This is a genomic window from Streptomyces sp. NPDC045695 (assembly GCF_056432025.1).
The window spans coordinates 52169-77116 of the sequence record NZ_JBWKJU010000005.1; the positions used below are offsets into that span (position 1 = coordinate 52169).

Here is a 24948-nt window from a genome sequence, read left to right on the forward strand (position 1 = left end):
GACGGAGTCCGGGGGAGGGTCCGGGCAGGGCCCGGTGCCCGGCGGAGCCGGGTTTTCTGGGGCTCCGCCCCAGACCCCGCGCCTCAAAAAACGCCGGCGAGGCTGGATGATTCAGAGCACGTCGGCGGCGATGGTGGCCGCGACCCGCTCCAGCAGGGGACCGGCGTTCGGGATGGACTTGGCCGGGTCGGGCTCCAGGTCGGTCAGCGGGTACGCCCGCTGGATCCCGGCCGACCGAAGGGCTTCCTCGCTCAGCAGCAGACGTCCGCACACCGCCACGACCGGCTTGCCCGCCGCGCGGGCGGCCGCGGCCACACCGGCCGGGGCCTTGCCGTGCAGGGTCTGCTCGTCCAGCGAACCCTCCCCGGTGATGACCAGGGTGGCCCGCTCCAGCGCCGGCGCGAAGCCCAGCACCTCCAGCATCAGCTCGATGCCGGGGCGGAACGTCGCGCCGAGCAGCAACGCCCCGTAGCCGATGCCGCCCGCACCCCCCGCACCCGGGAGCACCGCGCACTCGGCGGCCTTCGCTCCGATCGACTTCTCCAGGACCACCGCGAAGTGGGCCAGCGCCGCGTCCAGCGTGGCCACGTCCTCGGGCGAGGCGCCCTTCTGCGGGCCGTAGACAGCCGCGCAGCCCTTCGGGCCGGTCAGCGGGTTGTCCACGTCGCTCGCCAGGACGAAGTCCACGTCGGCGAAGCGCGGGTCGATGCCGGACAGGTCCGCCGAGGCCAGGCCGGCCAGCGCGCCGCCGCCCGGACCGACCGGTTCGCCGTTCGCATCCAGGAACACCGCGCCGAGCGCGGCCAGCATGCCGGCGCCGCCGTCGGTGGTGGCGCTGCCGCCCACGCCGAAGACGATCGAGCGCGCACCGGCGTCCAGCGCGGCCTTCAGCAGCTCGCCCGAGCCGTACGTGGTGGCCGTCAGGGGGGCGAAGGTGCCCGCCGGCAGCAGCTGGAGTCCGGAGGCCTCCGCCATCTCGACCACCGCCGTGCCCTCGCGGAACGCGAAGGCGGCCGTGACCTGGTCACCGAGGGGCCCCGTGACCCGTACCTCCCGGCGTTCAAAACCGGCCGCCACCGCTGCCGCGACCGTCCCGTCGCCGCCGTCCGCCACGGGGAGGGTCTCGATCTCCACGCCCGGGACGGCCTTGCGAAGACCGGCCGTCACCCGCTCCGCGACCTGAACGGCCGTGAGCGAGCCCTTGAATTTGTCCGCGGCGATGAGCACGCGCGCGGCCTCAGTTACTGCTCCGTCCGTCACCTTTGCCATTCCCTTGCTATCGAACAGTGCAGTCGCGCCGCCATGAGCTTATCCGGAGGATCCTCCTATGCCCATGAGTGGCCTGGGCCACACCCGGCGCGCCATGTCCCTAAATCGGGATATACGTCTGCATAGTGGGGCGGCATGAGTACGGAAGCGCGGGAACAGTCACGTCCGGACGTGCGGGCGGGGGCCCGGACGTCACCGCGGACGGTGTCGCGAACCGGTGGACGGCGCTCCCGACCACATGGTCGTCACCGTGGGCCTGATCGCCGTGCTGGCCGTCGTCGCCTGGGCGGCTTTGGCCAAGGGCTCCTTCGACACGGCGTCGCGCACCGCGCTCGCCTGGGTCCTGGAGAACTTCGCCTGGCTCTTCGTGATCGCCGCCGACCTCTTCCTGGTGATGTGCGTCGTGCTCGCCGTCAGCCGCTTCGGCCGGATCCGGCTCGGCCGGGACGACTCCCAGCCCGAGTTCACCAACCTCGCGTGGATCGCGATGATGTTCAGCGCCGGCATGGGCATCGGCCTGATGTTCTTCGGAGTGGGCGAGCCCCTCACCCACTACCTGAACCCGCCCCCCGCCTCCGGCGCAGCCGGGGGTCCCTGCACCCGCCCACCTGGCTCGTCGTCACCTGGGGCGTGCTGATGGCCGCCGTGGCCGCCGTCCTGCTCGTCGCGGGCGGCCTGAAGTCCCTGCAGACCGCCACCATGGTCGCGCTGCCCTTCGTCGTCGTCATGCTGCTGCTGTGCTGGGCCCTGGTGAAGGAGCTCCGCGAGGACCCCGGCGCCGGACCGGCCCGCCACCACCCCCCGCACGGCGCGCGGGACGCCGTCCGGGCCATGGCAGGCGACGCCCTCACCGGGCGGGGCCGGGGCCGGGGCCCGGGCCGCGAGGACGGCCTCGGCCGCCCTGGGTAGGGTGGCGCGGTGACCACCACGGATGACTACGCCACGTACATCGCGAGCCTGCCCCGGGTGCTGGCCGGCGCCGCCGCCCTCTACCGGGACGCCGAGGGCAGGGTCCTGCTCGTCGAGCCCAACTACCGCGAGGGCTGGGCGCTGCCGGGCGGCACCATCGAGTCGGACCAGGGCGAGTCGCCGCGTACGGCCGCCCGCCGCGAGAGCGCCGAGGAGATCGGCATCGACGTGCCGCTCGGCCGGCTGCTCGCCGTCGACTGGACCCTCGGCGCCGCCCGCCCGCCGCTGGTCGCCTACCTCTACGACGGCGGGGTGCTCGATGCGTCCCAGCTCGCCTCGATCACGCTCCAGGAGGAGGAGCTGATCTCGTGGCGGCTGGTCGAGCCGGCCGAACTCACCGCCTACCTGCCGGGATCGCTCGGGCTGCGCACCCAGGAGGCGTACCGCGTCCTGCTGTCGGGCGAGGGCACGGCGGAACTGGAGAACGGCCGGCGCCCGGTCTCCCCGTGAGCCGTGGCCAGTGGCCAGTGGCCAGTGGCCACTGGCCTGCGGTCCTGCCCCGTCCCCTGTAACACCGGGCTTACTTCGACCAGGACAGAATCAGCAGATGATCACGATGTACGCCTGGCCCAGCACCGCCGACGGGCCCGACGCCCTGCCCATGGTCCACTTCACCACCGACCAGCAGGCCGGCGGTGAGGTCACCCCCGAGGGCACTCCCGTCTGGCTGTTCGACACCGCGATACGCGAAGGCGGCTGGGCCCGGTTCACCGATTTCGAGGGCTGGTCCGCGCCCGCCGCCGACTGGCAGGCCTTCTACCGCCGCGAGGACGACCTGCTCGCCGTCACCGGCCCCGGCTCCTGTGAAGGCTGGTACCAGGGCAACCTCGGTGCCGACGCCGACTGGGTGACGGCGGCCGCCACCCAGCAGAGCGTCGTCCTCCTCGCCGCTCCCGTCCAGCACCCCTCGCTCTACAGCTACGCCGTGGAGGCGGGCGCCGCCTTCGCCCTGCTCGTCCCCCTCCTCGTCGTCTGACCCGGCGCGGAGCCCCGCTACACCCTCGCGCTGGCGCCGACCGGGAGCGTTTCCCCGGACTCGAAGGCCAGCAGCTGGACCTTGCGCTCGACCCCGCCGCCGTAGCCGGTCATGGCGCCCGAGGCCCCGATCACCCGGTGGCAGGGCACGATGATGCCCACCGGGTTCTTCCCGTTGGCCAGCCCCACCGCGCGCGAGGCGTTCGGCTTGCCCAGCTCCGCCGCGAGCCGGCCGTACGACCAGGTCTCGCCGTACGGGATCCGTACGAGCTGGTCCCAGACGCTGCGCTGGAAGGCGGTGCCCTCCAGGCGCAGGGGGAGCGCGAACTCGGTGAGCTCCCCGGCGAAGTACGCGGCCAGCTGGCGCACCACTTCGGGGAAGGGTTCCTCGGTCGCGGCGACCCGCTCCCCGAAGGACTCCTCGGCGGGCCGGTGGCGCTGGCCCGTCATGTACAGGCCGCACAGGGCACCGTCCGTGGTGACCAGGGTGAGCGCGCCGTAGGGGCTGTCGACGACGGTGTGCTGCTTGCTGCTCATGGCGTGCTCCTCAGGCGGGCAAGTGGTTGATGGGGTGGGCGTCGGTGGCCCACAGGTACTGGACGGCGTAGGCGCGCCAGGGCCGCCACCCGGCCGCGCGGACGGTCAGCGCGGAGGGGGTGGACGGCAGCCCGAGCCCGCGCGCCGCCCGCCGGACCCCCAGATCGGACGGGAGGAACGCGTCCGGGTCGCCGAGCGCCCGCATCGCGATCACCTCGGTGGTCCACGGACCGAAACCGGGCAGCGCGCCCAGCTGCGCGCGCGCCGCCTCCCAGTCGCTGTCGATGCCGAGCGGCAGTGAGCCGTCGGCGAGCGCCGAGACCAGCGTCGTGAGCGTGGTGCGCCGGCTGCGCGGCAGGGCCAGGGACTGCGGGTCCAGCCCGGCGAGCGCCTGCGGGGACGGGAAGAGGTGCGTGAGCCCGCCCAGCGGGTCCTCGACGCTCTCGCCGTGCGCGCTGACCAGCCGGGCCGCGTGCGTGCGCGCCGCCGCGGTGGAGACCTGCTGGCCGAGGACGGCCCGTACGGCGAACTCCGCCGCGTCGACCGTACGGGGAACCCGGCGCCCGGGTGCCTTGTCCACGAGCGGGGCCAGCAGCGGGTCGGAGCGGAGCTGGCCGTCGACCGCCTCCGGGTCGGCGTCCAGGTCGAGCATCCAGCGGCAGCGGCTGATGGCGATGGTGAGGTCGCGCAGGTCGGTGAGGGCGAGGCGGCAGCCGATGTGGTCGGGCCGCGGGGTCAGGGCGACGACACCCGTGCCGTAGGGGAGCCGCAGGGTGCGGCGGTAGGCGCCGTCCCGCCACTCCTCGACCCCGGGGACGGCGGTCGCGGCGAGGTGCCCGAAGAGGTTGTCGGGGTTGAGGGGGGCCCGGAACGGCAGCCGCAGACTGATCGTCCCGGGGATCTTGGGCGGGGCGTTCTTGTTCAGGCTGGCCTTCACCGCCCTGGCCCGCAGCTCGCTCGGGGACAGGGCGAAGACCTCGCGGACGGTGTCGTTGAAGGTACGGATGGAGGAGAAGCCGGAGGCGAAGGCGAGGTCGCCCATGGGGAGCTCGGAGGTCTCGATGAGCAGCCGGGCCGTCTGGGCGCGCTGGGCCCGTGCCAGGGCGAGGGGTCCGGCCCCCAGCTCGGCGTTGAGCTGCCGCTCGACCTGGCGGGTGGAGTAGCCGAGGCGGGTGGCGAGGCCCGGGACCCCTTCCCGGTCCACCACCCCGTCCTGGATCAGCCGCATCGCCCGTGCGACGGCGTCGGCGCGGGCGTTCCACTCGGGCGAACCGGGACTCGTATCGGGCCGGCACCGCTTGCACGCCCGGAACCCGGCCTGCTGGCAGGCGGCGGCGCTGGGCAGGAAGGTCATGTTCTCGACCTTCGGCGGGACGGCGGGGCAGCTGGGCCGACAGTAGATCCGGGTGGTCAGCACGGCGGTGAAGAACCAGCCGTCGAAGCGGGCGTCCTTCGACTGCACGGCCCTTACGCAGCGCTCGGTGTCGGTGTGCATGGCTCCAGGATCCGGGGCGCGGCCGCCTGCGGCTGGCGGTTTTCCGACATCAAGCGTAGCGGCCGCCGCCGGCTCGACGGGGGGATGCCGCCGCGTCACCGGGCCGCACGTCCCTGCCCCCGGGTACGGCGGGCGGGCCCGGCAACGCGAGAGGGCCCCGGATGCCCATGGCATCCGGGGCCCTCTCACACGGAGGAGCTCAGCGCAGCGTCGCCGCGCGGGCTTCCCGCCGGTTGTGGCGGAACGTGTTCGCGCGACGGGTCGTCGCGAACAGCGGGATGGTCGCCGCCATCGCGATCTGCAGGGCGCAGCCGGTCTGGAGTAGCAGCTGACCGCCCGGGGCGTCGAACGCCCAGGCCGCCAGCAGCCCCATCGCGCTGATGATCCAGCACAGCATCGCCACCGCGAGGACACCCCGCGGCTTCGGGTACTCGACCCGGCTCACCATCAGCCAGGCCACCCCGATGATCGCCAGCAGCGTCGGGACGAACGGCAGCTCCAGCAGCACGATCGAGACGACCGTCAGCGCGCCGAACGGGCTCGGCATGCCCTGGAACATGCCGTCCTTCATCGTCACGCAACTGAATCTCGCGAGTCGCAGCACCACGGCGAGCAGCACCACGATCGCGGCCAGCGCCGACATCTTCTGGTGCGCGTCGACGGCGACCATGCCGTAGACGAGCACGAAGTAGGCCGGAGCCAGGCCGAAGCTGATCAGGTCGGACAGGTTGTCCAGCTCAGCGCCCATCGGCGAGCTGCGCAGCTTGCGGGCCACGATGCCGTCGAAGAGGTCGAAGACCGCGGCGAGCAGCATCAGTATCACTGCCGTCGCGGCGCTGTTGCGGGCCATGCCCGACTCGCCGCTGCCGGTGAGGTGCGGAATGAGGATCCCGGTGGTGGTGAAGTACACCGCCATGAATCCGCACGTCGCGTTACCGAGGGTGAGGGTGTCCGCTATCGACAGCCGCAGCGAGAGCGGCATGTCGTCCTCGGCGGACTCCTCCTCGGCGGGCTCGGGCACCCAGCCGGCGGCGGGAGTCTCAGGGTCAGTCACGGTCAATTCGTGTCACCCCCGCGGTGGTGGCCTGACCGACCTCGACCGCGACCTCGACACCCTCGGGGAGATAGATGTCGACGCGGGAGCCGAAGCGGATCAGACCGATGCGTTCGCCCTGCTCCACCTTGGTGCCGGCCGGCAGGTAGGGGACGATGCGACGGGCGACGGCGCCGGCGATCTGCACCATCTCGATGTCGCCGAGCTCGGTGTCGAAGTGCCAGACAACGCGCTCGTTGTTCTCGCTCTCCTTGTTGAACGCCGGGACGAATCCGCCGGGGATGTGCTCCACGGACGTCACCGTGCCCGCGAGGGGCGCGCGGTTGACGTGGACGTTCAGCGGGCTCATGAAGATCGCGACCCGGGTCCGTCCGTCCTTCCACGGCATGATGCTCTGCACCACACCGTCGGCGGGGGAGATGACACGGCCCTGAGCGATCTCACGCTCGGGGTCGCGGAAGAACCACAGCATGCCCGCGGCGAGCGCGGTTGCGGGCACGGCCGCCGCGGCCCAGCGTCCGGACTTGCGGGCCCGGGTGAGGCTGAGCGCCGCGGTGGCGACGGTCGGCAGAAGCCACGGCGATGCTCCGCGCGCGAGGCGTACGCCAAGGAGGCTGTCGCGAGGTGCAGAGGTTTGGCTGTGGGGCATGGATGACCTTCGTAGCGGGTGATTGCCGCGCCGCAAACAGGGGGACGGGACGGCGGCTTTACTGGAATGCTATCGGTTGCGCGCAACAACTGGGCAAGCCAGAAGCCGAGTCGATGACCGTCAGCCAGTGACTGGTAGTGACCCCCCTGCGGCGAATCCATGGACGATTCGCCGCAAAAGGGACTTTCAGCCCTGGAGTCGGTACTCCTCAAGCAGGCGTCGCCCGATGATCATTTTCTGGATCTCGGCGGTACCTTCACCGATCAGCAACATCGGAGCCTCTCGGTAGAGACGCTCGATCTCGTACTCCTTCGAGAACCCGTATCCGCCGTGGATCCGGAAGGCGTCCTCGACCACTTCCTTGCAGTACTCGGAGGCGAGGTACTTCGCCATCCCTGCTTCGAGGTCGTTTCGTTCCCCGGAGTCCTTTTTGCGTGCTGCGTTCACCATCATGGCATGAGCGGCTTCGACCTTGGTAGCCATTTCGGCCAGCTTGAACTGGATGGCCTGGTGCTGGGCGATCGGCTTGCCGAAAGTGTGACGTTGCTGGGCATAGGAGACACCCAGCTCGAAAGCACGCTGAGCGACGCCGCAGCCACGCGCCGCCACGTTGACGCGGCCGACCTCGACCCCGTCCATCATTTGGTAAAACCCTCGGCCGGTCTCGCCGCCGAGGACCCGATTGGCCGGAATGCGCAGTCCGTCCATGATGAGCTCGGTCGTGTCGACGCCCTTGTAGCCCATCTTGTCGATCTTGCCGGGGATGGTCAGGCCCGGACGGACCTCACCGAAGCCCGGCTCCTTCTCGACGAGGAAGGTCGTCATCGACTTGTGGGGCGCGGTGCCCTCGGGGTGTCCTTCGTCACTGCGCACGAGGACGGCCACCAGGGTGGAGCTGCCGCCGTTCGTCAGCCACATCTTCTGGCCGTTCAGGACGTACTCGTCCCCGTCCTTCACCGCCTTGGACGTGATGGCCGACACGTCCGAGCCGAGGGCCGGCTCGGACATCGAGAACGCGCCGCGCACCTCGCCCAGCGCCATGCGCGGCAGGAAGTAGTCCTTCTGCTCCTGCGTGCCGTGCTGCTTGAGCATGTACGCCACGATGAAGTGCGTGTTGATGATGCCCGAGACGGACATCCAGCCGCGCGCGATCTCCTCGACGCACAGGGCGTAGGTGAGGAGCGACTCACCCAGGCCGCCGTACTCCTCCGGGATCATCAGCCCGAAGAGGCCGAGCTCCTTGAGGCCGTCGACGATCGCCTGCGGGTACTCGTCGCGGTGCTCCAGCTCGGTCGCGACCGGGATGATCTCCTTGTCGACGAACTCCCGGACGGTCTTGAGGATCTCCCGCTGGACGTCCGTGAGCCCGGCGGTCTGGGCGAGTCGGGCCATGGCTACTTCCCCTGTTCCTTCAGCTGCGGGCGGCCGGGCTGCTCGCCGCCGCGCTCCTTGATGTACGTCTCGGTCGGGACCATCACCTTGCGCCGGAAGACGCAGACGAGGGTGCCGTCCTGCTTGTAGCCCTTGGTCTCGACGTAGACGATGCCGCGGTCGTTCTTCGACTTCGACGGGGTCTTGTCGAGGACCGTGGTCTCGCCGTAGATCGTGTCGCCGTGGAAGGTCGGCGCCACGTGCCGCAGGGACTCGATCTCCAGGTTGGCGATGGCCTTCCCGGAGACGTCCGGCACGGACATGCCGAGCAGCAGCGAGTAGATGTAGTTGCCCACGACGACGTTCTTGCCGAAGTCGGTCGTGTTCTCGGCGTAGTTGCTGTCCATGTGGAGCGGGTGGTGATTCATGGTCAGCAGGCAGAAGAGGTGGTCGTCGTACTCCGTGACCGTCTTTCCGGGCCAGTGCTTGTAGACCGCGCCGACCTCGAACTCCTCGTAAGTGCGTCCGAACTGCATGCTCAGGCCTCCGGGATCTCGAACTTGCTGGTGCGCTGCATGCCCGCGGCGCGGCCCTTGCCCGCGATGACCAGGGCCATCTTGCGGCTGGCCTCGTCGATCATCTCGTCGCCCAGCATCGCCGAGCCCTTCTTGCCGCCGGCCTCCGAGGTGCACCAGTCGTACGCGTCGAGGATGAGCTCGGCGTGGTCGTAGTCCTCCTGCGACGGGGAGAAGACCTCGTTGGCCGCGTCGACCTGGCCCGGGTGCAGCACCCACTTGCCGTCGAAGCCCAGCGCCGCCGCCCGGCCGGCCACCTCGCGGTAGGCGTCCACGTCACGGATCTGGAGGAAGGGGCCGTCGATCGCCTGGAGGTTGTGCATGCGGGCCGCCATCAGGATCCGCATGAGGATGTAGTGGTAGGCGTCCGCGCCGTAGCCAGGCGGCTGCATGCCCACGACCAGGGACTTCATGTTGATCGAGGCCATGAAGTCGGCCGGGCCGAAGATGATGGTCTCCAGGCGCGGCGAGGCGGCGGCGATCTCGTCGACGTTCACCAGGCCCTTGGCGTTCTCGATCTGCGCCTCGATGCCGATCTTGCCGACCTCGAAGCCCATGGTCTTCTCGATCTGCGTCAGCAGCAGGTCCAGCGCCACGACCTGCTGGGCGTCCTGGACCTTCGGCAGCATGATGCAGTCGAGGTTCTGGCCGGCGCCCTCGACGACCGTGATGACGTCGCGGTAGGTCCAGTGCGTGGTCCAGTCGTTGACGCGCACGACCCGGGTCTTGCCCGTCCAGTCGCCGTTGTTCAGCGCGTCCACGATGGTGTGGCGGGCGCCTTCCTTGGCGAGCGGCGCGCAGGCGTCCTCCAGGTCCAGGAAGACCTGGTCGGCCGGCAGGCCCTGGGCCTTCTCCAGGAACCGCGGGTTCGAGCCGGGCACCGCGAGGCAGGAGCGACGCGGGCGGAGACGGTTCACCGGGTGGACTGGCGTGGTCATGCGGGGACCTCCGTGCTTGCAAGGATTTCGAGAGGGGCGAGCTTGTTGGCTTTGCGGATCTCGTCGACGATACGGCCGATGATCTCCGTGATGCCGAAGTCCTTCGGCGTGAAGACGGCGGCGACGCCGGCCGCCTTGAGCGTCACGGCATCCGCGTTCGGAATGATGCCTCCGACGATGACGGGGATGTCACCCGCCCCCGCCGCGCGCAGGCGTTCGAGGACGTCCGGGACGAGTGCGCTGTGGGATCCGGACAGGATGGACAGTCCCACGCAGTGCACGTCCTCGGCCAGCGCCGCCGCGGAGATCTCCTCCGGTGTCAGCCTGATGCCCTGGTAGACCACCTCGAAGCCCGCGTCGCGGGCCCGGACGGCGATCTGCTCGGCGCCGTTGGAGTGGCCGTCCAGGCCGGGCTTGCCGACCAGCAGGCGCAGCCGGCCCGAGCCGAGCTCGTCGGCCGTACGGGCCACCTTCTCGCGGACCTCGTGCATCGGCGTGCCGGGCTCGGCGGTGACCGCCACCGGGGCCGAGGAGACCCCGGTCGGGGCGCGGAACTCGCCGAACACCTCGCGCAGCGCGCCCGCCCACTCGCCGGTGGTGACACCGGCCCGGGCGCACTCCAGGGTGGCCTCCATCAGGTTCTCGGTGCCGGCGGCGGCCTCCTTGAGGCGCTCCAGGGCCTGCTGGGTGGTGGGGAAGACGAACGGGTCGCCGTTCCCCTGCCGCTCCGAGGACTCCTGCCGCTCGGCCCGCCAGCGGACGATGCGCTCGACGGTGAGCGCCTCCACCGCGGGGTCCACCGTCATGATGGCGCCGTCCAGGTCGGAGGTGAGCGGGTTCTCCTCCGTCTGCTGGAAGCAGTTGACGCCGACGATCTTGTCCTCGCCGGCCTCGATCCGCGCCCGCCGCTCGGCGTGCGAGGAGACCAGCTGGGACTTGAGGTACCCGGACTCGACGGCCGCCATCGCGCCGCCCATCTCCTGGATCCGGTCGATCTCGGCCAGGCAGTCGGCGACCAGGGAGTCGACTTTGGCTTCGATGACGTGGGATCCGGCGAAGATGTCCTCGTACTCCAGCAGGTCGCTCTCGTGCGCGAGGACCTGCTGGATGCGCAGCGACCACTGCTGGTCCCAGGGCCGGGGCAGGCCCAGCGCCTCGTTCCAGGCGGGCAGCTGCACCGCGCGGGCGCGGGCGTCCTTGGAGAGGGTGACGGCCAGCATCTCCAGCACGATGCGCTGGACGTTGTTCTCCGGCTGCGCCTCGGTCAGGCCCAGGGAGTTGACCTGGACGCCGTACCGGAAGCGGCGCTGCTTCTCGTTCTCGATGCCGTAGCGCTCGCGGGTGACCTTGTCCCAGATGCGGCCGAAGGCGCGCATCTTGCACATCTCCTCGATGAAGCGGACGCCCGCGTTCACGAAGAAGGAGATCCGGGCGACGACCTCGCCGAAGCGCTCCTCAGGCACCTGGCCCGAGTCGCGCACCGAGTCGAGGACGGCGATCGCGGTGGACATCGCGTACGAGATCTCCTGGACCGGGGTGGCCCCGGCCTCCTGGAGGTGGTACGAGCAGATGTTGATCGGGTTCCACTTCGGGATGTGGTTGACCGTGTACGCGATCATGTCCGTCGTCAGGCGGAGCGAGGGCCCGGGCGGGAAGACGTGCGTCCCGCGCGAGAGGTACTCCTTGACGATGTCGTTCTGCGTGGTGCCCTGGAGCTGGGAGATGTCCGCGCCCTGCTCCTCGGCGGCCACCTGATAGAGCGCCAGCAGCCACATGGCCGTGGCGTTGATCGTCATCGAGGTGTTCATCTGCTCCAGGGGGATGTCCTGGAACAGCCGCCGCATGTCGCCCAGATGGGAGACCGGGACCCCGACCCGGCCCACCTCGCCGCGGGCGAGGACGTGGTCGGGGTCGTAGCCGGTCTGCGTCGGCAGGTCGAACGCGACCGACAGGCCGGTCTGGCCCTTGGCGAGGTTGCGGCGGTACAACTCGTTGGACGCCTCGGCCGTGGAGTGGCCGGCGTACGTCCGCATGAGCCACGGACGGTCCTTCTGGCGCTCTGTCATCTCAGGCTGTCCCTTTGGCCTTTGAGGCGTCTCAGACGTTGCGGAAGCGGTTGATGGCGTCGAGGTGCGTCGCGCGCAGCTCGTGGTCGCGCACGCCCAGGCCCTCCTCGGGGGCCAGCGCGAGGACGCCGACCTTGCCCTGGTGGAGGTTGCGGTGGACGTCGTAGGCGGCCTGGCCGGTCTCCTCCAGGGAGTAGACCTTCGACAGGGTGGGGTGGATCTTGCCCTTGGCGATCAGGCGGTTGGCCTCCCACGCCTCGCGGTAGTTGGCGAAGTGCGAGCCGATGATCCGCTTGAGCGACATCCACAGGTAGCGGTTGTCGTACTCGTGCATGTAGCCCGAGGTCGAGGCGCAGGTGGTGATCGTGCCGCCCTTGCGGGTGACGTAGACCGAGGCGCCGAAGGTCTCGCGGCCGGGGTGCTCGAAGACGATGTCGATGTCCTCGCCGCCGGTCAGCTCGCGGATGCGCTTGCCGAAGCGCTTCCACTCCTTCGGGTCCTGGGTGTGCTCGTCCTTCCAGAACTTGTAGCCCTCGGCGTTGCGGTCGATGACCGCCTCCGCGCCCATGGCCCGGCAGATGTCCGCCTTCTCGGGGCTGGAGACCACGCAGATCGGGTTGGCGCCGCCGGCCAGGGCGAACTGGGTGGCGTAGGAGCCCAGGCCGCCGCTGGCGCCCCAGATCAGGACGTTGTCGCCCTGCTTCATGCCGGCGCCGTTGCGGGAGACCAGCTGGCGGTAGGCCGTGGAGTTGACCAGACCGGGGGAGGCGGCCTCCTCCCAGCTCAGGTGGCCGGGCTTCGGCATCAGCTGGTTGGACTTGACGAGCGCGATCTCCGCCAGGCCGCCGAAGTTGGTCTCGAAGCCCCAGATGCGCTGCTCGGGGTCGAGCATCGTGTCGTTGTGGCCGTCGGAGGACTCCAGCTCGACCGAGAGGCAGTGCGCGACGACCTCGTCGCCCGGCTTCCAGGCGTTGACGCCGGGGCCGGTGCGCAGCACGACGCCCGCGAGGTCGGAGCCGATGACGTGGTACGGGAGGTCGTGGCGCTTGGTGAGCTCGGACAGGCGCCCGTAGCGCTCCAGGAAGCTGAAGGTGGACACCGGCTCGAAGATCGAGGTCCACACGGAGTTGTAGTTGACCGACGAGGCCATGACGGCCACCAGGGCCTCGCCCGGGCCGAGCTCCGGCACCGGGACCTGGTCCAGGTGGAGGGACTTGCGCGGGTCCTTCTCGCGTGTCGTCAGCCCCGCGAACATCTCCGCCTCGTCCTTGTGCACGGTGATCGCGCGGTACGAGTCGGGCAGCGGCAGGGCTGCGAAGTCTGCGGCGGTGGCGGACTGCGACTGAATCGCGTCCAGGATGTCCTTCACGGTAGAGCCTCCGGCTAGCGCTGATGAGGGTGCGCTGAGGTGAACGGGGTGCGTGGAGCGGGTGGGGTGTGCCGTCGGTCCGGCGGTGCGGTGGTGCGGGGCGACGCTCGGTGCAGCGTGCGGTGCCTGGTGACGCAGGCAATCCGGGGCGCGTTCCGTGCCGTGTGGGCGTGGGTCGCGGGGACGTCCGGACGAGAATCAACGTATGGCACCCCGTGTCACCCGGCAAGGCACCGCGTGCCAAAACTTTCTCTCATTTGCCGATTGACCTGCGCGGATGAGCGATGATCGATCAGAGTTACCCGTGAGTAGGGGCAAGCCGGACAAACGAAAGCGGCCACCCCCGGTACCAGGAGTGGCCGCTGTGACGCGAACCGCTTCGTGTGTCGCTACGTGTCTCGCTGCGCGGGACTACGTGCCGCGCAGTGCCTCTTCGATGGTCCGCATGACCTCGTCCAGCGGAGCGTCGGTGCGGGCCACCGCCACGAGCACCTCGCCCTGCGTACGCACCGCGGCCGGCGCGGCCGGCGCCGTCGTGAGGGTGCGGCCCGCGCCGATCCCCGTGCCGAAGGTGTTGCGCACGATCGAGAAGGCGTGGTCCAGCTGCGCCTCCACGTCGCCCTGGCCGCCGGCCCGCAGCCAGCGCCGCAGCACGTGGTTGTGGGCGGTGACCACGGCCGAGGCGGCCACCTCGGCCAGCAGCGGGTCGTCGTTGCCGTCGTGGTGGTCGGTCTCGTCGAAGTGGGCCAGCAGGTAGCGGGTGAACAGCCGCTCGTACCGGGCCACCGAGGCGATCTCCCGCTCCCGCAGCGCCGGCACCTCGCGGGTCAGCCGGTAACGCTCCACCGACACCGCGGGCGAGGCCGCGTACATCTTCATGACTTCCTTGATCCCGCGGCACACCGTGTCGAGCGGGTGCTCGTGCGCCGGGGCCACGTCCAGGACGGCCTCGGCGCGGGTCAGGGTGTCGTCGTGGTCCGGGAAGATCGCCTCTTCCTTGGACCGGAAGTGCCTGAAGAAGGTCCGGCGCGCCACCCCCGCCGTCGCGGCGATCTCGTCGACCGTCGTCGCCTCGTACCCCTTGGTCGCGAAGAGCTCCATGGCCGCGGCGGCGAGCTCGCGGCGCATTTTGAGCCGCTGCGCGGCCGCCTTGGTGCCGGCCGGGCTGTCCGGGGTCTCGGAGGCCGTGGCGGTGCGGGGCGAGGTCTTGGCGGGCTGGGACATAGAGCGAAAGTACTTCATTCGTGCAGGGGAGCGCGCCTGCGGGGGGTGGGAGGGGGATGGATGCGGGGGAGAGCCCGCACTGGGCTCGGGAGGGTTAGTCCGCCGTGAGGGTCCGGCGGACCCGAGCAGCCCTCCCCACGCATCCGGCTCGTGGCCCGACCGATTACCGGCGGGCGGCGTACTCACGGAATCCGCGGCCGGTCTTCCGGCCCAGGCAGCCCGCCGCCACCAGGTGCTCCAGCAGCGGGGACGGGGCCAGGCCCGGGTCGCGGAACTCCTTGTGGAGGACCTTCTCGATGGCCAGCGAGACATCGAGGCCGACCACGTCGAGGAGCTCGAACGGCCCCATCGGGTAGCCGCCGCCCAGCTTCATCGCCGCGTCGATCTGGTCGATGCCGGCGTAGTGCTGCTCGACCATCTTGATCGCGTTGTTGAGGTACGGGAACAGCAGCGCGTTCACGATGAAACCGGCACGGTCCCCGCAGTCCACCGGGTGCTTGCGCACCTTCGTGCAGATCTCGCGGACCGTGGCGTGCACGTCGTCGGCGGTCAGGACCGTACGGACCACCTCGACCAGCTTCATCGCGGGAGCCGGGTTGAAGAAGTGCATGCCGATCACGTCCTGCGGGCGCGAGGTCACGCGGGCGATTGCGATCACCGGCAGCGAGGAGGTGGTGGTGGCCAGCACCGCACCCGGCTTGCAGACCTTGTCCAGGGCCGCGAACAGCTCCTGCTTGACCGCGAGGTCCTCGGCGACGGCCTCAACGGCCAGGTCCACGTCGGAGAAGGCGTCCAGCGAACCGGCCGGGGTGATCCGGTCCAGGGTCTGCGCGGCGCCGTCCTGCGTCAGCCGGCCCTTGGACACCGCACGGCCCAAGGACTTGCCGATGGCGGCCTTCGCGGCCTCCGCCTTCCCCTGACTGCGGGCGGCCAGCACCACGTCGAACCCGGCCTGCGCGAAGACCTGGGCGATCCCGCTCGCCATGGTGCCCGAGCCGGCCACGCCGACCGAGCTGACGGGGCGGCCCTCGCCGAGCCGGGCGCCGTCCGCCGGGGTCTGCGCGTCGCGGACGACCGTGGAGCTGCCCGCGGCCTCGTACGTGTAGAAGCCGCGGCCGGCCTTCTGCCCGGTCAGGCCCGCCTCGGCGAGCTGTCCCAGGATCGGGGCCGGGGCGTGCAGACGGTCGCCGGAGGAGGTGTACATCGCCTCCAGGACGGTGCGGGCGGTGTCCACGCCGATCAGGTCGAGCAGGGCCAGCGGGCCCATGGGCAGACCGCAGCCGAGCCGCATCGCCGCGTCGATGTCCTCGCGGGAGGCGTACCGCGCCTCGTACATGGCGGCGGCCTGGTTGAGGTAGCCGAAGAGCAGGCCGTCGGCGACGAAACCGGGCCGGTCGCCGACCGGGACGGGCTCCTTGCCGAGCTCGCGGGCCAGCTCGGTGACCGTCTCCACGGCCGTCGGGGCGGTCAGGACGCTGGAGGCGACCTCGACCAGCTTCATCGCCGGGACCGGGTTGAAGAAGTGCAGACCCACCACGCGCTCCGGGCGCTGCGACTCGGCGGCGAGCCGCGTCACCGACAGGGCGTTCGTTCCGGTGGCCAGGATCGTGTCGGGCCGCACGATCGCGTCGAGCTCGCGGAACACCTGCTGCTTGAGCTCGTACGACTCCGGCACGACCTCGATGACGAGATCGGCCTCGGCGGCGGCGCCCAGGTCGGTGTAGGTGCGGAAGCGGGCGAGGACGTCGGTCCGCTCCTGCTCGGTGAGCCGCTCCTTGGTGACGGAGCGCGCGGTCGCCGCGGCGAGGGAGTCCGCGGCCCGGCGGGCGGCGGTCTGGCTGATGTCGATGCCGATGACCTCGCGGCCGGCCCGGGCGAGGACCTCGGCGATGCCGGTGCCCATCGTGCCGAGTCCGACGACGGCGATGGTCTGGAGGGAGGGCTGACTGGACTGACGGTCCATCGAGGGACTCCAGTGGGAGAGGGTGACGACTGGGGAGCGCGCGGCGCACGGCGCGCGCTGATGCCGTACGACAGAGCCGTGCGGTGAAGAGCCCGGAGAGAGGGCCCGGAGGGGGAGAGCACCCAGGGAGTGACCCAGCGGGTGGAAGCGGCGCGACCCTGTCCCGGGGGGCGCCGTGCACAAACGAACCGACCGGCACGAGGCGGCTGCGTCACCAGGCCGCCCTCGTACGTGTTGTAAGGACAGTAACTCGCTGGTAACTGCTGCGCCAGAGCGCGGAGATGTGACCTGTACCGCCCAAATGTACCGATCATCGATCATCGATCAACCGGCGCCGCTACCCATCCGGGAGAACCCGGCACGGCGCCCCTCGCGTCCCCCTAGGGTGGCCGGGTGAACGACGTGCTGGAACGCCTTCGGGCGGAGGCCGGGCAGTCGCCCGCGTACGAGGCGCTGCGCGCGGCCGGCCCCGACGAACTGGCGGCCTCCCTGACCTCGGCCGGGCTGCCCCTGTGGGCCCGCGAGCTGGCCGCCTACCGGCTGGGCCTCGCCGGAGACCGCCGCGCCTTCGAGTCCCTGGTGCTGCTCCTCAACCACCGCGACCCGCCGCGCTGCGCGGCCGCCGCCGAGGCACTGGCCGTACTGGACGACCCCCGCACCGCCCGCGCGGCGGCGGCCCTCGCCACCAACGCCCTGCGCACGGCCTACGCACTCCAGCCCGTCCGGCTGCTCACCGCGCTGCGCGCCCCGGAGTCCGTACCGGCCCTGCTCGCCACCCTCGCGCGGCTGCTGTCCCCGAACGATCCCTACTGGCGGGTGGCCCTGGCCTGCGTCGAGGGCCTCGGCGCCCTCGCCGACCCCCGCGCCCGCGAGCTGCTCGTGCGCGCCCAGTCCCACCCCCGCCTCGCGGTGGCGGCGACGGCCGCCCTGCGCGGGCTGCCGCCCGGCTGACCCGGCGGACCCGGGTCAGGCCGGTTCGGCCGGGAGGACCGCGAAGGCCTCCACCTCCAGCAGGAGCTCGGGGCGGAAGAGGGCCGCGACCTGGACCGCCGAGGAGGCCGGCAGCCGGTCCGCGGGGATGACGGCGTCGCGGGCCGCCCGTACCGCCGGCAGGTGGGCCACGTCGGTGACGAAGTAGGTCAGCTTCACGACGTCGTCGAAGGTGGCCCCGGCCGCCGCCAGGCACCGGCGCAGGTTCTCGAACACCTGCCGGGCCTGGGCGGCGGCGTCGCCCTCACCGACCACCTCGCCCTTCTCGTCGAAGGCGCACTGACCGGATACGGCGACGAACCGTCCGGTGCCCCAGACGACGTGGCTGTATCCGGTCCCGGGACTGACGCCCTGGGGGGCGTGCACGCGGGTCAGGTGGCTGCGTTCAGGCGTGGTGGTCATGGGCATGATCCTGCCCGGTGAAGATCAGCCGCGGAAGCCCAGCAGACCGTGCAGGGCCGCGCCGCCCGCGGAGGACGGGACGGCGCGTGTCACCGTGGTCGGCTTCGGGGGCGCCTGCGCGGTGCACGTGGCGTCCGCGGCCTGCCCCGTCCTCAGGTACGCCGCCACCTTCTCGTCCAGGCACTTGTTCCCGCTCAGCGCGATGCCGTGGTTGCCGCCGCCCTCCTCGACCACCAGGGCCGAGCCCTTCAGCTTGTCCTGCATGCTGAGCGCCCCCCGGAACGGGGTCGCCGCGTCCTCCGTCGCCTGGAGCAGGAGGGCGGGCGGGAGCTCCGCGTTGGTCACGTCCGGGGCCTGGAGCGGCTCCGTCGGCCAGAACGCGCACGGAGCGTTGTACCAGGCGTTGTTCCAGGTCATGAAGGGCGCGGCGGCGTGCGTGCTCCACATGTCCGCGCGCCATTGGTTCCAGTCCTTCGGCCAGGCCGAGTCCCGGCACTGCACCGCCGTGTAGACGCTGTAGCCGTTGCCCGCGGAGGGCTCCACCGCGCCGAACCGCTCGTACGCCGCCACCAGCGGCTTCGCGTCCCTGCCCACCGCGTACGCGGCGAACGCCTCGGCGAGGTTCGGCCAGTAGCCGTTGTAGTAGCCGCCGGGCATGAAGGTGTCCTCCAGCTCGGCCGCGCCCACCTTGCCGCCCGCCGGCGTCGTGCGCAGCGCGTCCCGCATCGCGTACCAGCGCTCCTCCACCGCCTCGGGGTCGGTGCCGAGCTTGTAGGTGGCGTCGTGCTCCGCCACCCAGGCCAGGAAGGCCTTGTGACGGGCGTCGAAGGCCTTGTCCTGGGCGAGGTTGTCCTCGTACCAGACGCCGTTCGGGTCGACCACGGAGTCCAGGACGAGCCGGTGGACCCGGCCCGGGTGGAGCTTGGCGTACACCGCGCCCAGGTAGGTGCCGTAGGAGTAGCCGAAGTAACTGATCCGCTCCGCGCCGAGGGCCGCGCGCAGCACCTCGATGTCCCGGGCGGCCGACACCGTGCCGATGTGCGGGAGCACGTCCGCGTGCTTGCTCTGGCAGGACTCGGCGAAGGAGCGGACCCGGTCCAGGTTGGCCTGCTCGGTCGCCTCGTCGACGGGTACGGAGTCCGGCCGGACGGGGGCGAAGTGGCCGGGCGCGCAGTCGAGGGCCGGCTCGCTCTTGCCGACGCCCCGGGGATCGAAGCCGATCACGTCGTACTGGCCGGCCACGTCCTTGGGGAGGGCGGAGGCGATGAAACCGGCCAGACTGCGACCGCTGCCGCCCGGGCCGCCGGGGTTGACCAGCAGCGGGCCCTGGGAGGTGGCGGCGGTGTGGGGGACCCGGGTCAGGGCGAGGGTGATCTGACGTCCGTCGGGCCGGTCGTGGTCGAGGGGCACCTTGAGGGACGCGCACTGCAGCGTGGTGTAGCGGGGGGTCGCGCAGCCGGTCCAGCGCAGCGGGGCCTGCTTCGGTGCCGGAGCGGGCGGGGCCGCCGAGGCCGCCGGGGCGGCGGTGACCGGGCCCGCGAGGGCGGCGGCGACGGTGGAGATCGCCAGCAGGACGGCGGCGCGCTTCTTCAAGGGGTGCAGCATGGGGCCTCCCAGCCGAGGGTTCTGGGCGGAATCGTCCCGGAAACCGCGCCCGGAAGGCGGGATTGCGCCGTCCATTGGCCCGATGTGATGACCGTTCAGGGGCCGTCCGAGGTCACCACAGGGTGAGCGGGGTGGGCCCGGCCGCCACCGGCCCGGCCGGGCGCCCGGGCGCGGCGACGGCGCGTGCGGCGCCGCGCCGGGCGGGGCCGATGCCGAAGTGCGCCGCCGGTTCGCGGACTTGGCGGGTGATCCGCCGCTGGTACCAGGTGGGCGCGTACGACCCGGCCGCGTACATCCGCTCGTACCGTGCGACGGGCGGGGGTGGTGCTCGCCCAGCCAGGCCGTGAACCACTCGCGCGCCCCGGGCCGCAGATGGAGTACGGGGGGTGTCACGGAGGTGGCGCCGGACTCGGCGACGGCCCGGACGGTGTCGCGCAGCTGCTCGGGGGCGTCACCGAGGAAGACGTCCGCCTCCGCTGCCGCGTCCGACCCGGATTTGGGCCCCCGCCCCGGAGGTGGTTGGCTTCGCGGTGAGACGCGGACACAACTGCTGGAGGAACAGCTATGGCGCAGGTCGAGGCCACCACGGAGCGGATCATCGCAGCCGACGCGGAGACGGTGTTCGACGCGCTGGCGGACTACACCGGGATCCGGGGGAAGGTGCTGCCCGAGCACTTCAGCGAGTACGAAGTGCGCGAAGGCGGCGACGGCGAGGGCACCCTGGTGCACTGGAAGCTCCAGGCCACCAGCAAGCGCGTGCGGGACTGCCTGCTGGAGGTCACCGAGCCCACCGACGGACAGCTGGTGGAGAAGGACCGCAACTCCTCCATGGTCACCACCTGGCTGGTCACCCCGGCCGGTGAGGGCAAGTCCAAGGTCGTGGTCTCCACCGTGTGGAACGGCGCGGGCGGCATCGGCGGGTTCTTCGAGCGCACCTTCGCGCCCAAGGGACTCGCCCGGATCTACGACACCCTGCTGGCCAACCTGGCCGCCGAAGTCGAGTCCTGAGCCGGGGCGTTGCCCGGCGGAGGCCGCCGGAGGCGGGCCGTGGGCGGCTCACCGGATCGGGTGGATTTCCCGCCCCGGGTGAGCCGCAGGCCCCCGTCGGCTCCCGTTGGTGCGCGCCGACGCGCCCGGGGCGTGGCCCCGGGCCGCCCCGGCGCCGGACGGTTAGGCTGGGCGACGTGCGTGCCGCCCGCGTCGCGCGCGACCGCGCAACCGACCGCCCGGGGGCCCGATGAAGATCCTCATCTCCGCTGACATGGAAGGCGCCACCGGCGTCACCTGGCCCGCCGACGTGATGCCCGGCACCCCGCAGTGGGAGCGCTGCCGGGGGCTGTTCACCTCGGACGTCAACGCCGCCGTCCTCGGCTTCTACGACGGCGGCGCCGCCCAGGTCCTCATCAACGAGGCCCACTCCACCATGCGCAACCTGCTGCTGGAGGACCTCGACGCCCGCGCCGAGATGATCACCGGCCGCCACAAGTCCCTCTCCATGGTCGAGGGCGTCCAGCACGGTGACGTCGACGGGATCGCCTTCGTCGGCTATCACGCCGGCGCAGGCTCCGAGGGCGTCCTGGCCCACACCTACCTCGCCAACTCCATCACCGGCGTCTGGGTCAACGGGGTGCGCGCCAGCGAGGGACTCCTCAACGCCCATGTGGTCGCCGAGTGCGGGGTCCCGGTCATCCTGGTCACCGGCGACGACCTCACCTGTGCGGACGCCGCCGGCTACGCCCCGGACGCGGTGACCGTCGCGGTCAAGGACCACGTCTCGCGGTACGCCGCCGTGTGCCGGACCCCCGCCCGCACCGCCGCCGACATCCGGGCCGCCGCCAAGCAGGCCACCGCCCTGGCCGTGCGGCACGAGCCGGTGCGGGGCGGCCCCTTCACCGTGGAGCTGGAGTTCGACGCCGAGCACCTGGCCATGGCCGCCACGGTGGTTCCGGGCGTCGAGCGGTGCGGGGAGCGCAGGGTCGCCTACACCAGCGAGACGATGTACGAGGGGATCCGCACCTTCAAGGCGGTCACGACGGTCGTGTCGGCGGCCGTGGAGGAGCAGTATGGCTGACATGCACGCAATCAATACCGAGGCCCCCGTCGAACGCGCCGGCGCCGTCGGCGCCGTCGCCGCCGTTGACGAGACGGCCCTCGCCGAGGCCGTCGAGTTCACCTCCGACCTCATCCGGATCGACACCACCAACCGGGGCGGCGGCGACTGCCGCGAACGCCCCGCCGCCGAGTACGTCGCCGAGCGGCTCGCCGCCGCCGGCCTGGAGCCGGTCCTGCTGGAGCGCACCCCGGGCCGCACCAACGTGGTCGCGCGGATCGAGGGGACCGACCCCGGCGCCGAGGCCCTCCTCGTCCACGGCCACCTGGACGTGGTCCCGGCCGAGGCCTCCGACTGGAGCGTGGACCCCTTTTCGGGCGAGGTCCGCGACGGCGTGGTCTGGGGCCGAGGCGCCGTCGACATGAAGAACATGGACGCGATGGTCTTGGCCGTCGTACGGGCCTGGGCGCGCGCCGGAGTGAAGCCGCGCCGGGACATCGTGATCGCCTACACCGCCGACGAGGAGGACAGCGCCGTCGACGGCTCCGGCTTCCTCGCCGACCAGCACCCGCACCTCTTCGAAGGCTGCACGGAGGGCATCAGCGAGTCCGGGGCCTTCACCGTGCACGCCGGACGCGGTCAGGCGCTCTACCCGATCGCGGCGGGGGAACGCGGCACCGCCTGGCTGAAGTTGACCGCGCACGGCACTGCCGGTCACGGCTCCAAGCCCAACCGGGCCAATGCCGTCAGCCGGCTCGCCGCCGCCGTGGCGCGGATCGGCGCGTACGAGTGGCCGGTCCAGCTCACCGACACCGTCACCGCCTGCATCGTCGAACTCGCCGCCGTTCAGGGCCTGTCGGTCGATCCCCGGCTGCCCGGCTTCGACCTCGACGCGGTGCTCGCCAAGCTCGGCCCGGCCGCCGTCCTCGTCGAGGCGACCGCACGCAACAGCGCCAACCCCACCATGCTCAGCGCCGGTTACAAGCTCAACGTGATCCCCGGCGAGGCCACCGGCTACGTGGACGGCCGGATGGTTCCGGGAGGCGAGGCCGCGTTCATCGCCACCCTCGACGAACTCACCGGACCCGACGTGCGGTGGGAGTTCCAGCACCGGGAGGTCGCCCTCCAGGCGCCCGTGGACGGGCGGACGTTCGCCGTCCTGCGCGAGTCGGTCGAACGGTTCGACCCGGACGGGCACGTGGTGCCCTTCTGCATGGCGGGCGGGACCGACGCCAAGCAGTTCTCCCGCCTCGGGATCACCGGCTACGGCTTCTCCCCCCTGAAGCTGCCGCCCGGCTTCGACTACTGGGCGCTCTTCCACGGTGTGGACGAGCGGGTGCCCGTCGAGGCCCTGCACTTCGGTGTCCGCGTCCTCGACCGCGCCCTACGGGCCCTGTGAGGGAGAACCGGTGATGGCGGCGCCGACCCTGCCCTACGGAAGCTGGCCGTCCCCCATCGACGCCGCGCTCGCCGCCTCGCTCGACGGGCGGCCCGAGTACGTGGGCACGGTCGGCCCCGAGGTCTGGTGGACCGAGCCCCGTCCGGCCGAGGGCGGCCGCCGGACCCTCGTCCGCCTGCCCGCCGACGGCGGACCCGCGGTCACGGTGCTGCCCGCGCCGTGGAACGTGCGCAGCCGCCTCACCGAGTACGGCGGCCGGCCCTGGGCCGCGGCGCAGCGGCCCGACGGCGGGCCGCTGCTGGTCTTCGTCCACTTCGCCGACCAGCGGCTGTACGCGTACGCGCCGGACGCGCCCGGGGGCGCCGCGCCGCGGCCCCTCACCCCCGTCTCGGGGACCGGCGGCGGGCTGCGCTGGGCCGACCCGGTGCTGCGCGGCGGTGAGGTCTGGTGCGTGCTGGAGGAGTTCACCGGGCCGGCCCCGACCGATGTGCGCCGGGTGCTGGCCGCCGTTCCGCTGGACGGCTCGGCGGCCGGGAACCGGCGCGCCGTACGGGAGTTGACCGATGACCGGCACCGGTTCACCACGGGGCCGCGGCTCTCCCCGGACGGCCGGCGCGCCGCCTGGCTGGTCTGGGACCATCCCCGGATGCCCTGGGACGGCACCGAACTGAAGCTGGCCGAGGTCACCGCCGACGGGGGACTGGCCGAGGGCCGCACCCTGCTCGGCGGCCCTGCGGAGTCCGTCGCCCAGGTGGAGTGGACGGCCGGTGGATCCCTCCTCGCGGTCAGCGACCGCGGCGGCTGGTGGAACCCGTACCGGGTGGATCCGGACACGGGCGAGGCCGTCAACCTGTGCCCGCGCGAGGAGGAGTTCGGCGGCCCGCTGTGGAAGACCGGGCTCAGCTGGCTCGCCCCGCTCCCTGGGGGCACCTCCCAGGCCGAAGGCTCTGGGGGAGGGCTCGTCGCCGTCCTGCACGGCCGGGGCGCCCCCGTGCTGGGCATCCTGGACCCGGACAGCGGCGACCTGGTGGACGCGGCCGGGCCGTGGACGGCCTGGCAGCCGACGCTCGCCGTGCACGGCACCCGGGTCTACGGGGTCGCCGCCAGCCCGCGCAGCGCGTACGAGGTCGTCGAGCTGGACACCGCCACCGGGCACGCCCGGGTCGTCGGCGCGCACGGGGTGGATCCGGTGGACCCGGCGTACTACCCCGAGCCGCAGAGCCGCACCTTCCTCGGCCCCGACGACCGGGAGATCCACGCGCACGTCTACCCGCCGCACCACCCCGCCTGCCGGGCCGCCGCCGACGAACTGCCCCCGTACGTGGTGTGGGCGCACGGCGGACCCACCGATCACGTGCCGCCCGTACTCGACCTGCACATCGCGTACTTCACCTCGCGCGGCATCGGCGTGGTCGAGGTCAACTACGGCGGCTCCACCGGCTACGGCCGCGCCTACCGGGAGCGGCTGCGCGGGCAGTGGGGCGTGGTGGACGTGGAGGACTGCGCGGCGGTGGCCCGGGCGCTGGCCGCCGAGGGCACAGCCGATCCCGCCCGGCTCGCCGTCCGCGGCGGCAGCGCGGGCGGCTGGACGGCGGCGGCCTCGCTGGCCGCCACCGACCTGTACGCGTGCGCGGCGATCATCTACCCGGTGCTGGACCTGACCGGCTTCGCCGAGGAGACCCACGACCTGGAATCGCGCTACATCGACAGCCTGGCGGGGCCGCCGCAGACCCTCGCCGTGATCGGCCGCGAGCGCTCCCCGGTGGCCCGCGCCGACCGGATCACGGCGCCGTTCGTCCTGCTCCAGGGGCTGGACGACGCGGTGTGCCCGCCGGCCCAGGCGGAGCGCTTCCTGGCCGCCCTACGGGACCGTCCGGCCCCTCAGGCGCCGGTGCCGCACGCCTACGTCGCCTTCGAGGGCGAGGGCCACGGCTTCCGCCGTGCGGACACGATGGTCCGGGCACTGGAGGCGGAACTCTCCCTGTACGCCCAGGTCTTCGGGATCGAGCGGACCGACATCCCCCGGCTGGAGCTGGAGGTGTGAGGGG

At 71.9% G+C, this 24948-nt stretch carries 22 protein-coding genes and 2 pseudogenes; 9 read left to right on the plus strand and 15 right to left on the minus strand.

Going from position 1 to position 24948, the window contains the following annotated elements; all coding sequences use genetic code 11:
- Positions 1–111 precede the first annotated feature (111 nt).
- Positions 112–1269 (minus strand): glycerate kinase, encoded by a 1158-nt coding sequence (locus tag AC07DU_RS11270; RefSeq protein WP_453373075.1) that lies wholly within the window; start codon positions 1267–1269, stop codon positions 112–114.
- A gap of 238 nt (positions 1270–1507) precedes the next feature.
- Between AC07DU_RS11270 and AC07DU_RS11275 the strand changes: the two are divergent.
- The 4 genes and pseudogenes from AC07DU_RS11275 to AC07DU_RS11290 all read left to right on the plus strand — a co-directional run.
- Positions 1508–1852: pseudogene (locus AC07DU_RS11275) on the plus strand (BCCT family transporter); the annotation flags it as partial.
- A gap of 53 nt (positions 1853–1905) precedes the next feature.
- On the plus strand, positions 1906–2178 hold the full coding sequence (locus AC07DU_RS11280; RefSeq protein WP_479110818.1) for a BCCT family transporter: 273 nt from the start codon (positions 1906–1908) through the stop codon (positions 2176–2178).
- A 9-nt stretch (positions 2179–2187) separates the two neighbouring features.
- Positions 2188–2688 (plus strand): NUDIX domain-containing protein, encoded by a 501-nt coding sequence (locus AC07DU_RS11285; RefSeq protein ID WP_453373076.1) that lies wholly within the window; start codon positions 2188–2190, stop codon positions 2686–2688.
- 97 nt (positions 2689–2785) lie between these two features.
- Entirely contained in the window at positions 2786–3214 is a 429-nt protein-coding gene (locus tag AC07DU_RS11290; RefSeq protein ID WP_468448059.1) for a hypothetical protein, read from the plus strand.
- Positions 3215–3231: 17 nt separating this feature from the next.
- On the opposite strand, the gene AC07DU_RS11295 is transcribed toward AC07DU_RS11290, so the two are convergent.
- The 11 genes from AC07DU_RS11295 to AC07DU_RS11345 form a co-directional block, all read right to left on the minus strand.
- Positions 3232–3750 carry a methylated-DNA--[protein]-cysteine S-methyltransferase gene (locus tag AC07DU_RS11295; RefSeq protein WP_479110820.1) on the minus strand — a complete coding sequence of 173 codons (519 nt, stop codon included), beginning with the start codon at positions 3748–3750 and terminating at the stop codon, positions 3232–3234.
- Positions 3751–3760: 10 nt separating this feature from the next.
- A complete protein-coding gene (locus AC07DU_RS11300; RefSeq protein WP_479110822.1) occupies positions 3761–5245 on the minus strand; it encodes a DNA-3-methyladenine glycosylase 2 family protein in 1485 nt (494 codons plus the stop codon).
- Between the two features lie 199 nt (positions 5246–5444).
- Entirely contained in the window at positions 5445–6305 is an 861-nt protein-coding gene (gene pssA / locus AC07DU_RS11305) for a CDP-diacylglycerol--serine O-phosphatidyltransferase (RefSeq protein ID WP_199808112.1), read from the minus strand.
- Positions 6292–6948 (minus strand): phosphatidylserine decarboxylase, encoded by a 657-nt coding sequence (locus tag AC07DU_RS11310; RefSeq protein WP_030010161.1) that lies wholly within the window; start codon positions 6946–6948, stop codon positions 6292–6294. The genes pssA and AC07DU_RS11310 overlap by 14 nt, the downstream gene beginning before the upstream one ends.
- A gap of 186 nt (positions 6949–7134) precedes the next feature.
- Positions 7135–8340, minus strand: a complete 1206-nt coding sequence (locus AC07DU_RS11315) for an acyl-CoA dehydrogenase family protein (protein WP_360889271.1) — start codon at positions 8338–8340, stop codon at positions 7135–7137.
- A gap of 2 nt (positions 8341–8342) precedes the next feature.
- Positions 8343–8855, minus strand: a complete 513-nt coding sequence (locus tag AC07DU_RS11320) for a MaoC family dehydratase (RefSeq protein WP_030155134.1) — start codon at positions 8853–8855, stop codon at positions 8343–8345.
- A 2-nt stretch (positions 8856–8857) separates the two neighbouring features.
- Entirely contained in the window at positions 8858–9832 is a 975-nt protein-coding gene (locus tag AC07DU_RS11325) for an HpcH/HpaI aldolase/citrate lyase family protein (RefSeq protein ID WP_249768874.1), read from the minus strand.
- Positions 9829–11898 carry a protein meaA gene (locus tag AC07DU_RS11330; protein ID WP_360889267.1) on the minus strand — a complete coding sequence of 690 codons (2070 nt, stop codon included), beginning with the start codon at positions 11896–11898 and terminating at the stop codon, positions 9829–9831. The genes AC07DU_RS11325 and AC07DU_RS11330 overlap by 4 nt, the downstream gene beginning before the upstream one ends.
- Positions 11899–11929: 31 nt before the next feature.
- Complete coding sequence (gene ccrA / locus AC07DU_RS11335) at positions 11930–13267, minus strand: crotonyl-CoA carboxylase/reductase (RefSeq protein WP_360889264.1); 1338 nt, start codon at positions 13265–13267, stop codon at positions 11930–11932.
- Between the two features lie 411 nt (positions 13268–13678).
- Entirely contained in the window at positions 13679–14491 is an 813-nt protein-coding gene (locus tag AC07DU_RS11340) for a TetR family transcriptional regulator (protein WP_360889262.1), read from the minus strand.
- A gap of 163 nt (positions 14492–14654) precedes the next feature.
- Positions 14655–16454, minus strand: coding sequence for a 3-hydroxyacyl-CoA dehydrogenase family protein (locus AC07DU_RS11345; RefSeq protein WP_479110824.1), 1800 nt, complete (start codon positions 16452–16454; stop codon positions 14655–14657).
- Between the two features lie 393 nt (positions 16455–16847).
- On the opposite strand from AC07DU_RS11345, the gene AC07DU_RS11350 reads away from it, so the two are divergent.
- The gene (locus tag AC07DU_RS11350) at positions 16848–17405 is read left to right on the plus strand and encodes an adenylosuccinate lyase (protein WP_360889256.1); all 558 of its coding nucleotides are present in this window, start codon (positions 16848–16850) and stop codon (positions 17403–17405) included.
- A 15-nt stretch (positions 17406–17420) separates the two neighbouring features.
- Here the strand turns inward: AC07DU_RS11350 and AC07DU_RS11355 are convergent, their stop codons facing one another.
- From AC07DU_RS11355 to AC07DU_RS11365, 3 genes and pseudogenes are all read right to left on the minus strand, one after another.
- A complete protein-coding gene (locus AC07DU_RS11355; RefSeq protein ID WP_479027793.1) occupies positions 17421–17846 on the minus strand; it encodes a RidA family protein in 426 nt (141 codons plus the stop codon).
- Positions 17847–17870: 24 nt separating this feature from the next.
- The gene (locus AC07DU_RS11360) at positions 17871–19451 is read right to left on the minus strand and encodes an alpha/beta hydrolase (RefSeq protein ID WP_479110826.1); all 1581 of its coding nucleotides are present in this window, start codon (positions 19449–19451) and stop codon (positions 17871–17873) included.
- Positions 19452–19563: 112 nt separating this feature from the next.
- A pseudogene (locus AC07DU_RS11365) lies at positions 19564–19913 on the minus strand (Rv2578c family radical SAM protein); the annotation flags it as partial.
- A 102-nt stretch (positions 19914–20015) separates the two neighbouring features.
- Between AC07DU_RS11365 and AC07DU_RS11370 the strand changes: the two are divergent.
- From AC07DU_RS11370 to AC07DU_RS11385, 4 genes are all read left to right on the plus strand, one after another.
- Positions 20016–20459, plus strand: coding sequence for an SRPBCC family protein (locus AC07DU_RS11370; protein WP_479110828.1), 444 nt, complete (start codon positions 20016–20018; stop codon positions 20457–20459).
- Between the two features lie 229 nt (positions 20460–20688).
- On the plus strand, positions 20689–21522 hold the full coding sequence (locus tag AC07DU_RS11375; RefSeq protein WP_479110830.1) for a M55 family metallopeptidase: 834 nt from the start codon (positions 20689–20691) through the stop codon (positions 21520–21522).
- A gap of 1 nt (position 21523) precedes the next feature.
- Positions 21524–22900, plus strand: coding sequence for a M20/M25/M40 family metallo-hydrolase (locus tag AC07DU_RS11380; RefSeq protein ID WP_479027786.1), 1377 nt, complete (start codon positions 21524–21526; stop codon positions 22898–22900).
- A 13-nt stretch (positions 22901–22913) separates the two neighbouring features.
- Entirely contained in the window at positions 22914–24944 is a 2031-nt protein-coding gene (locus AC07DU_RS11385; protein WP_479110832.1) for a prolyl oligopeptidase family serine peptidase, read from the plus strand.
- Positions 24945–24948: the final 4 nt, after the last annotated feature.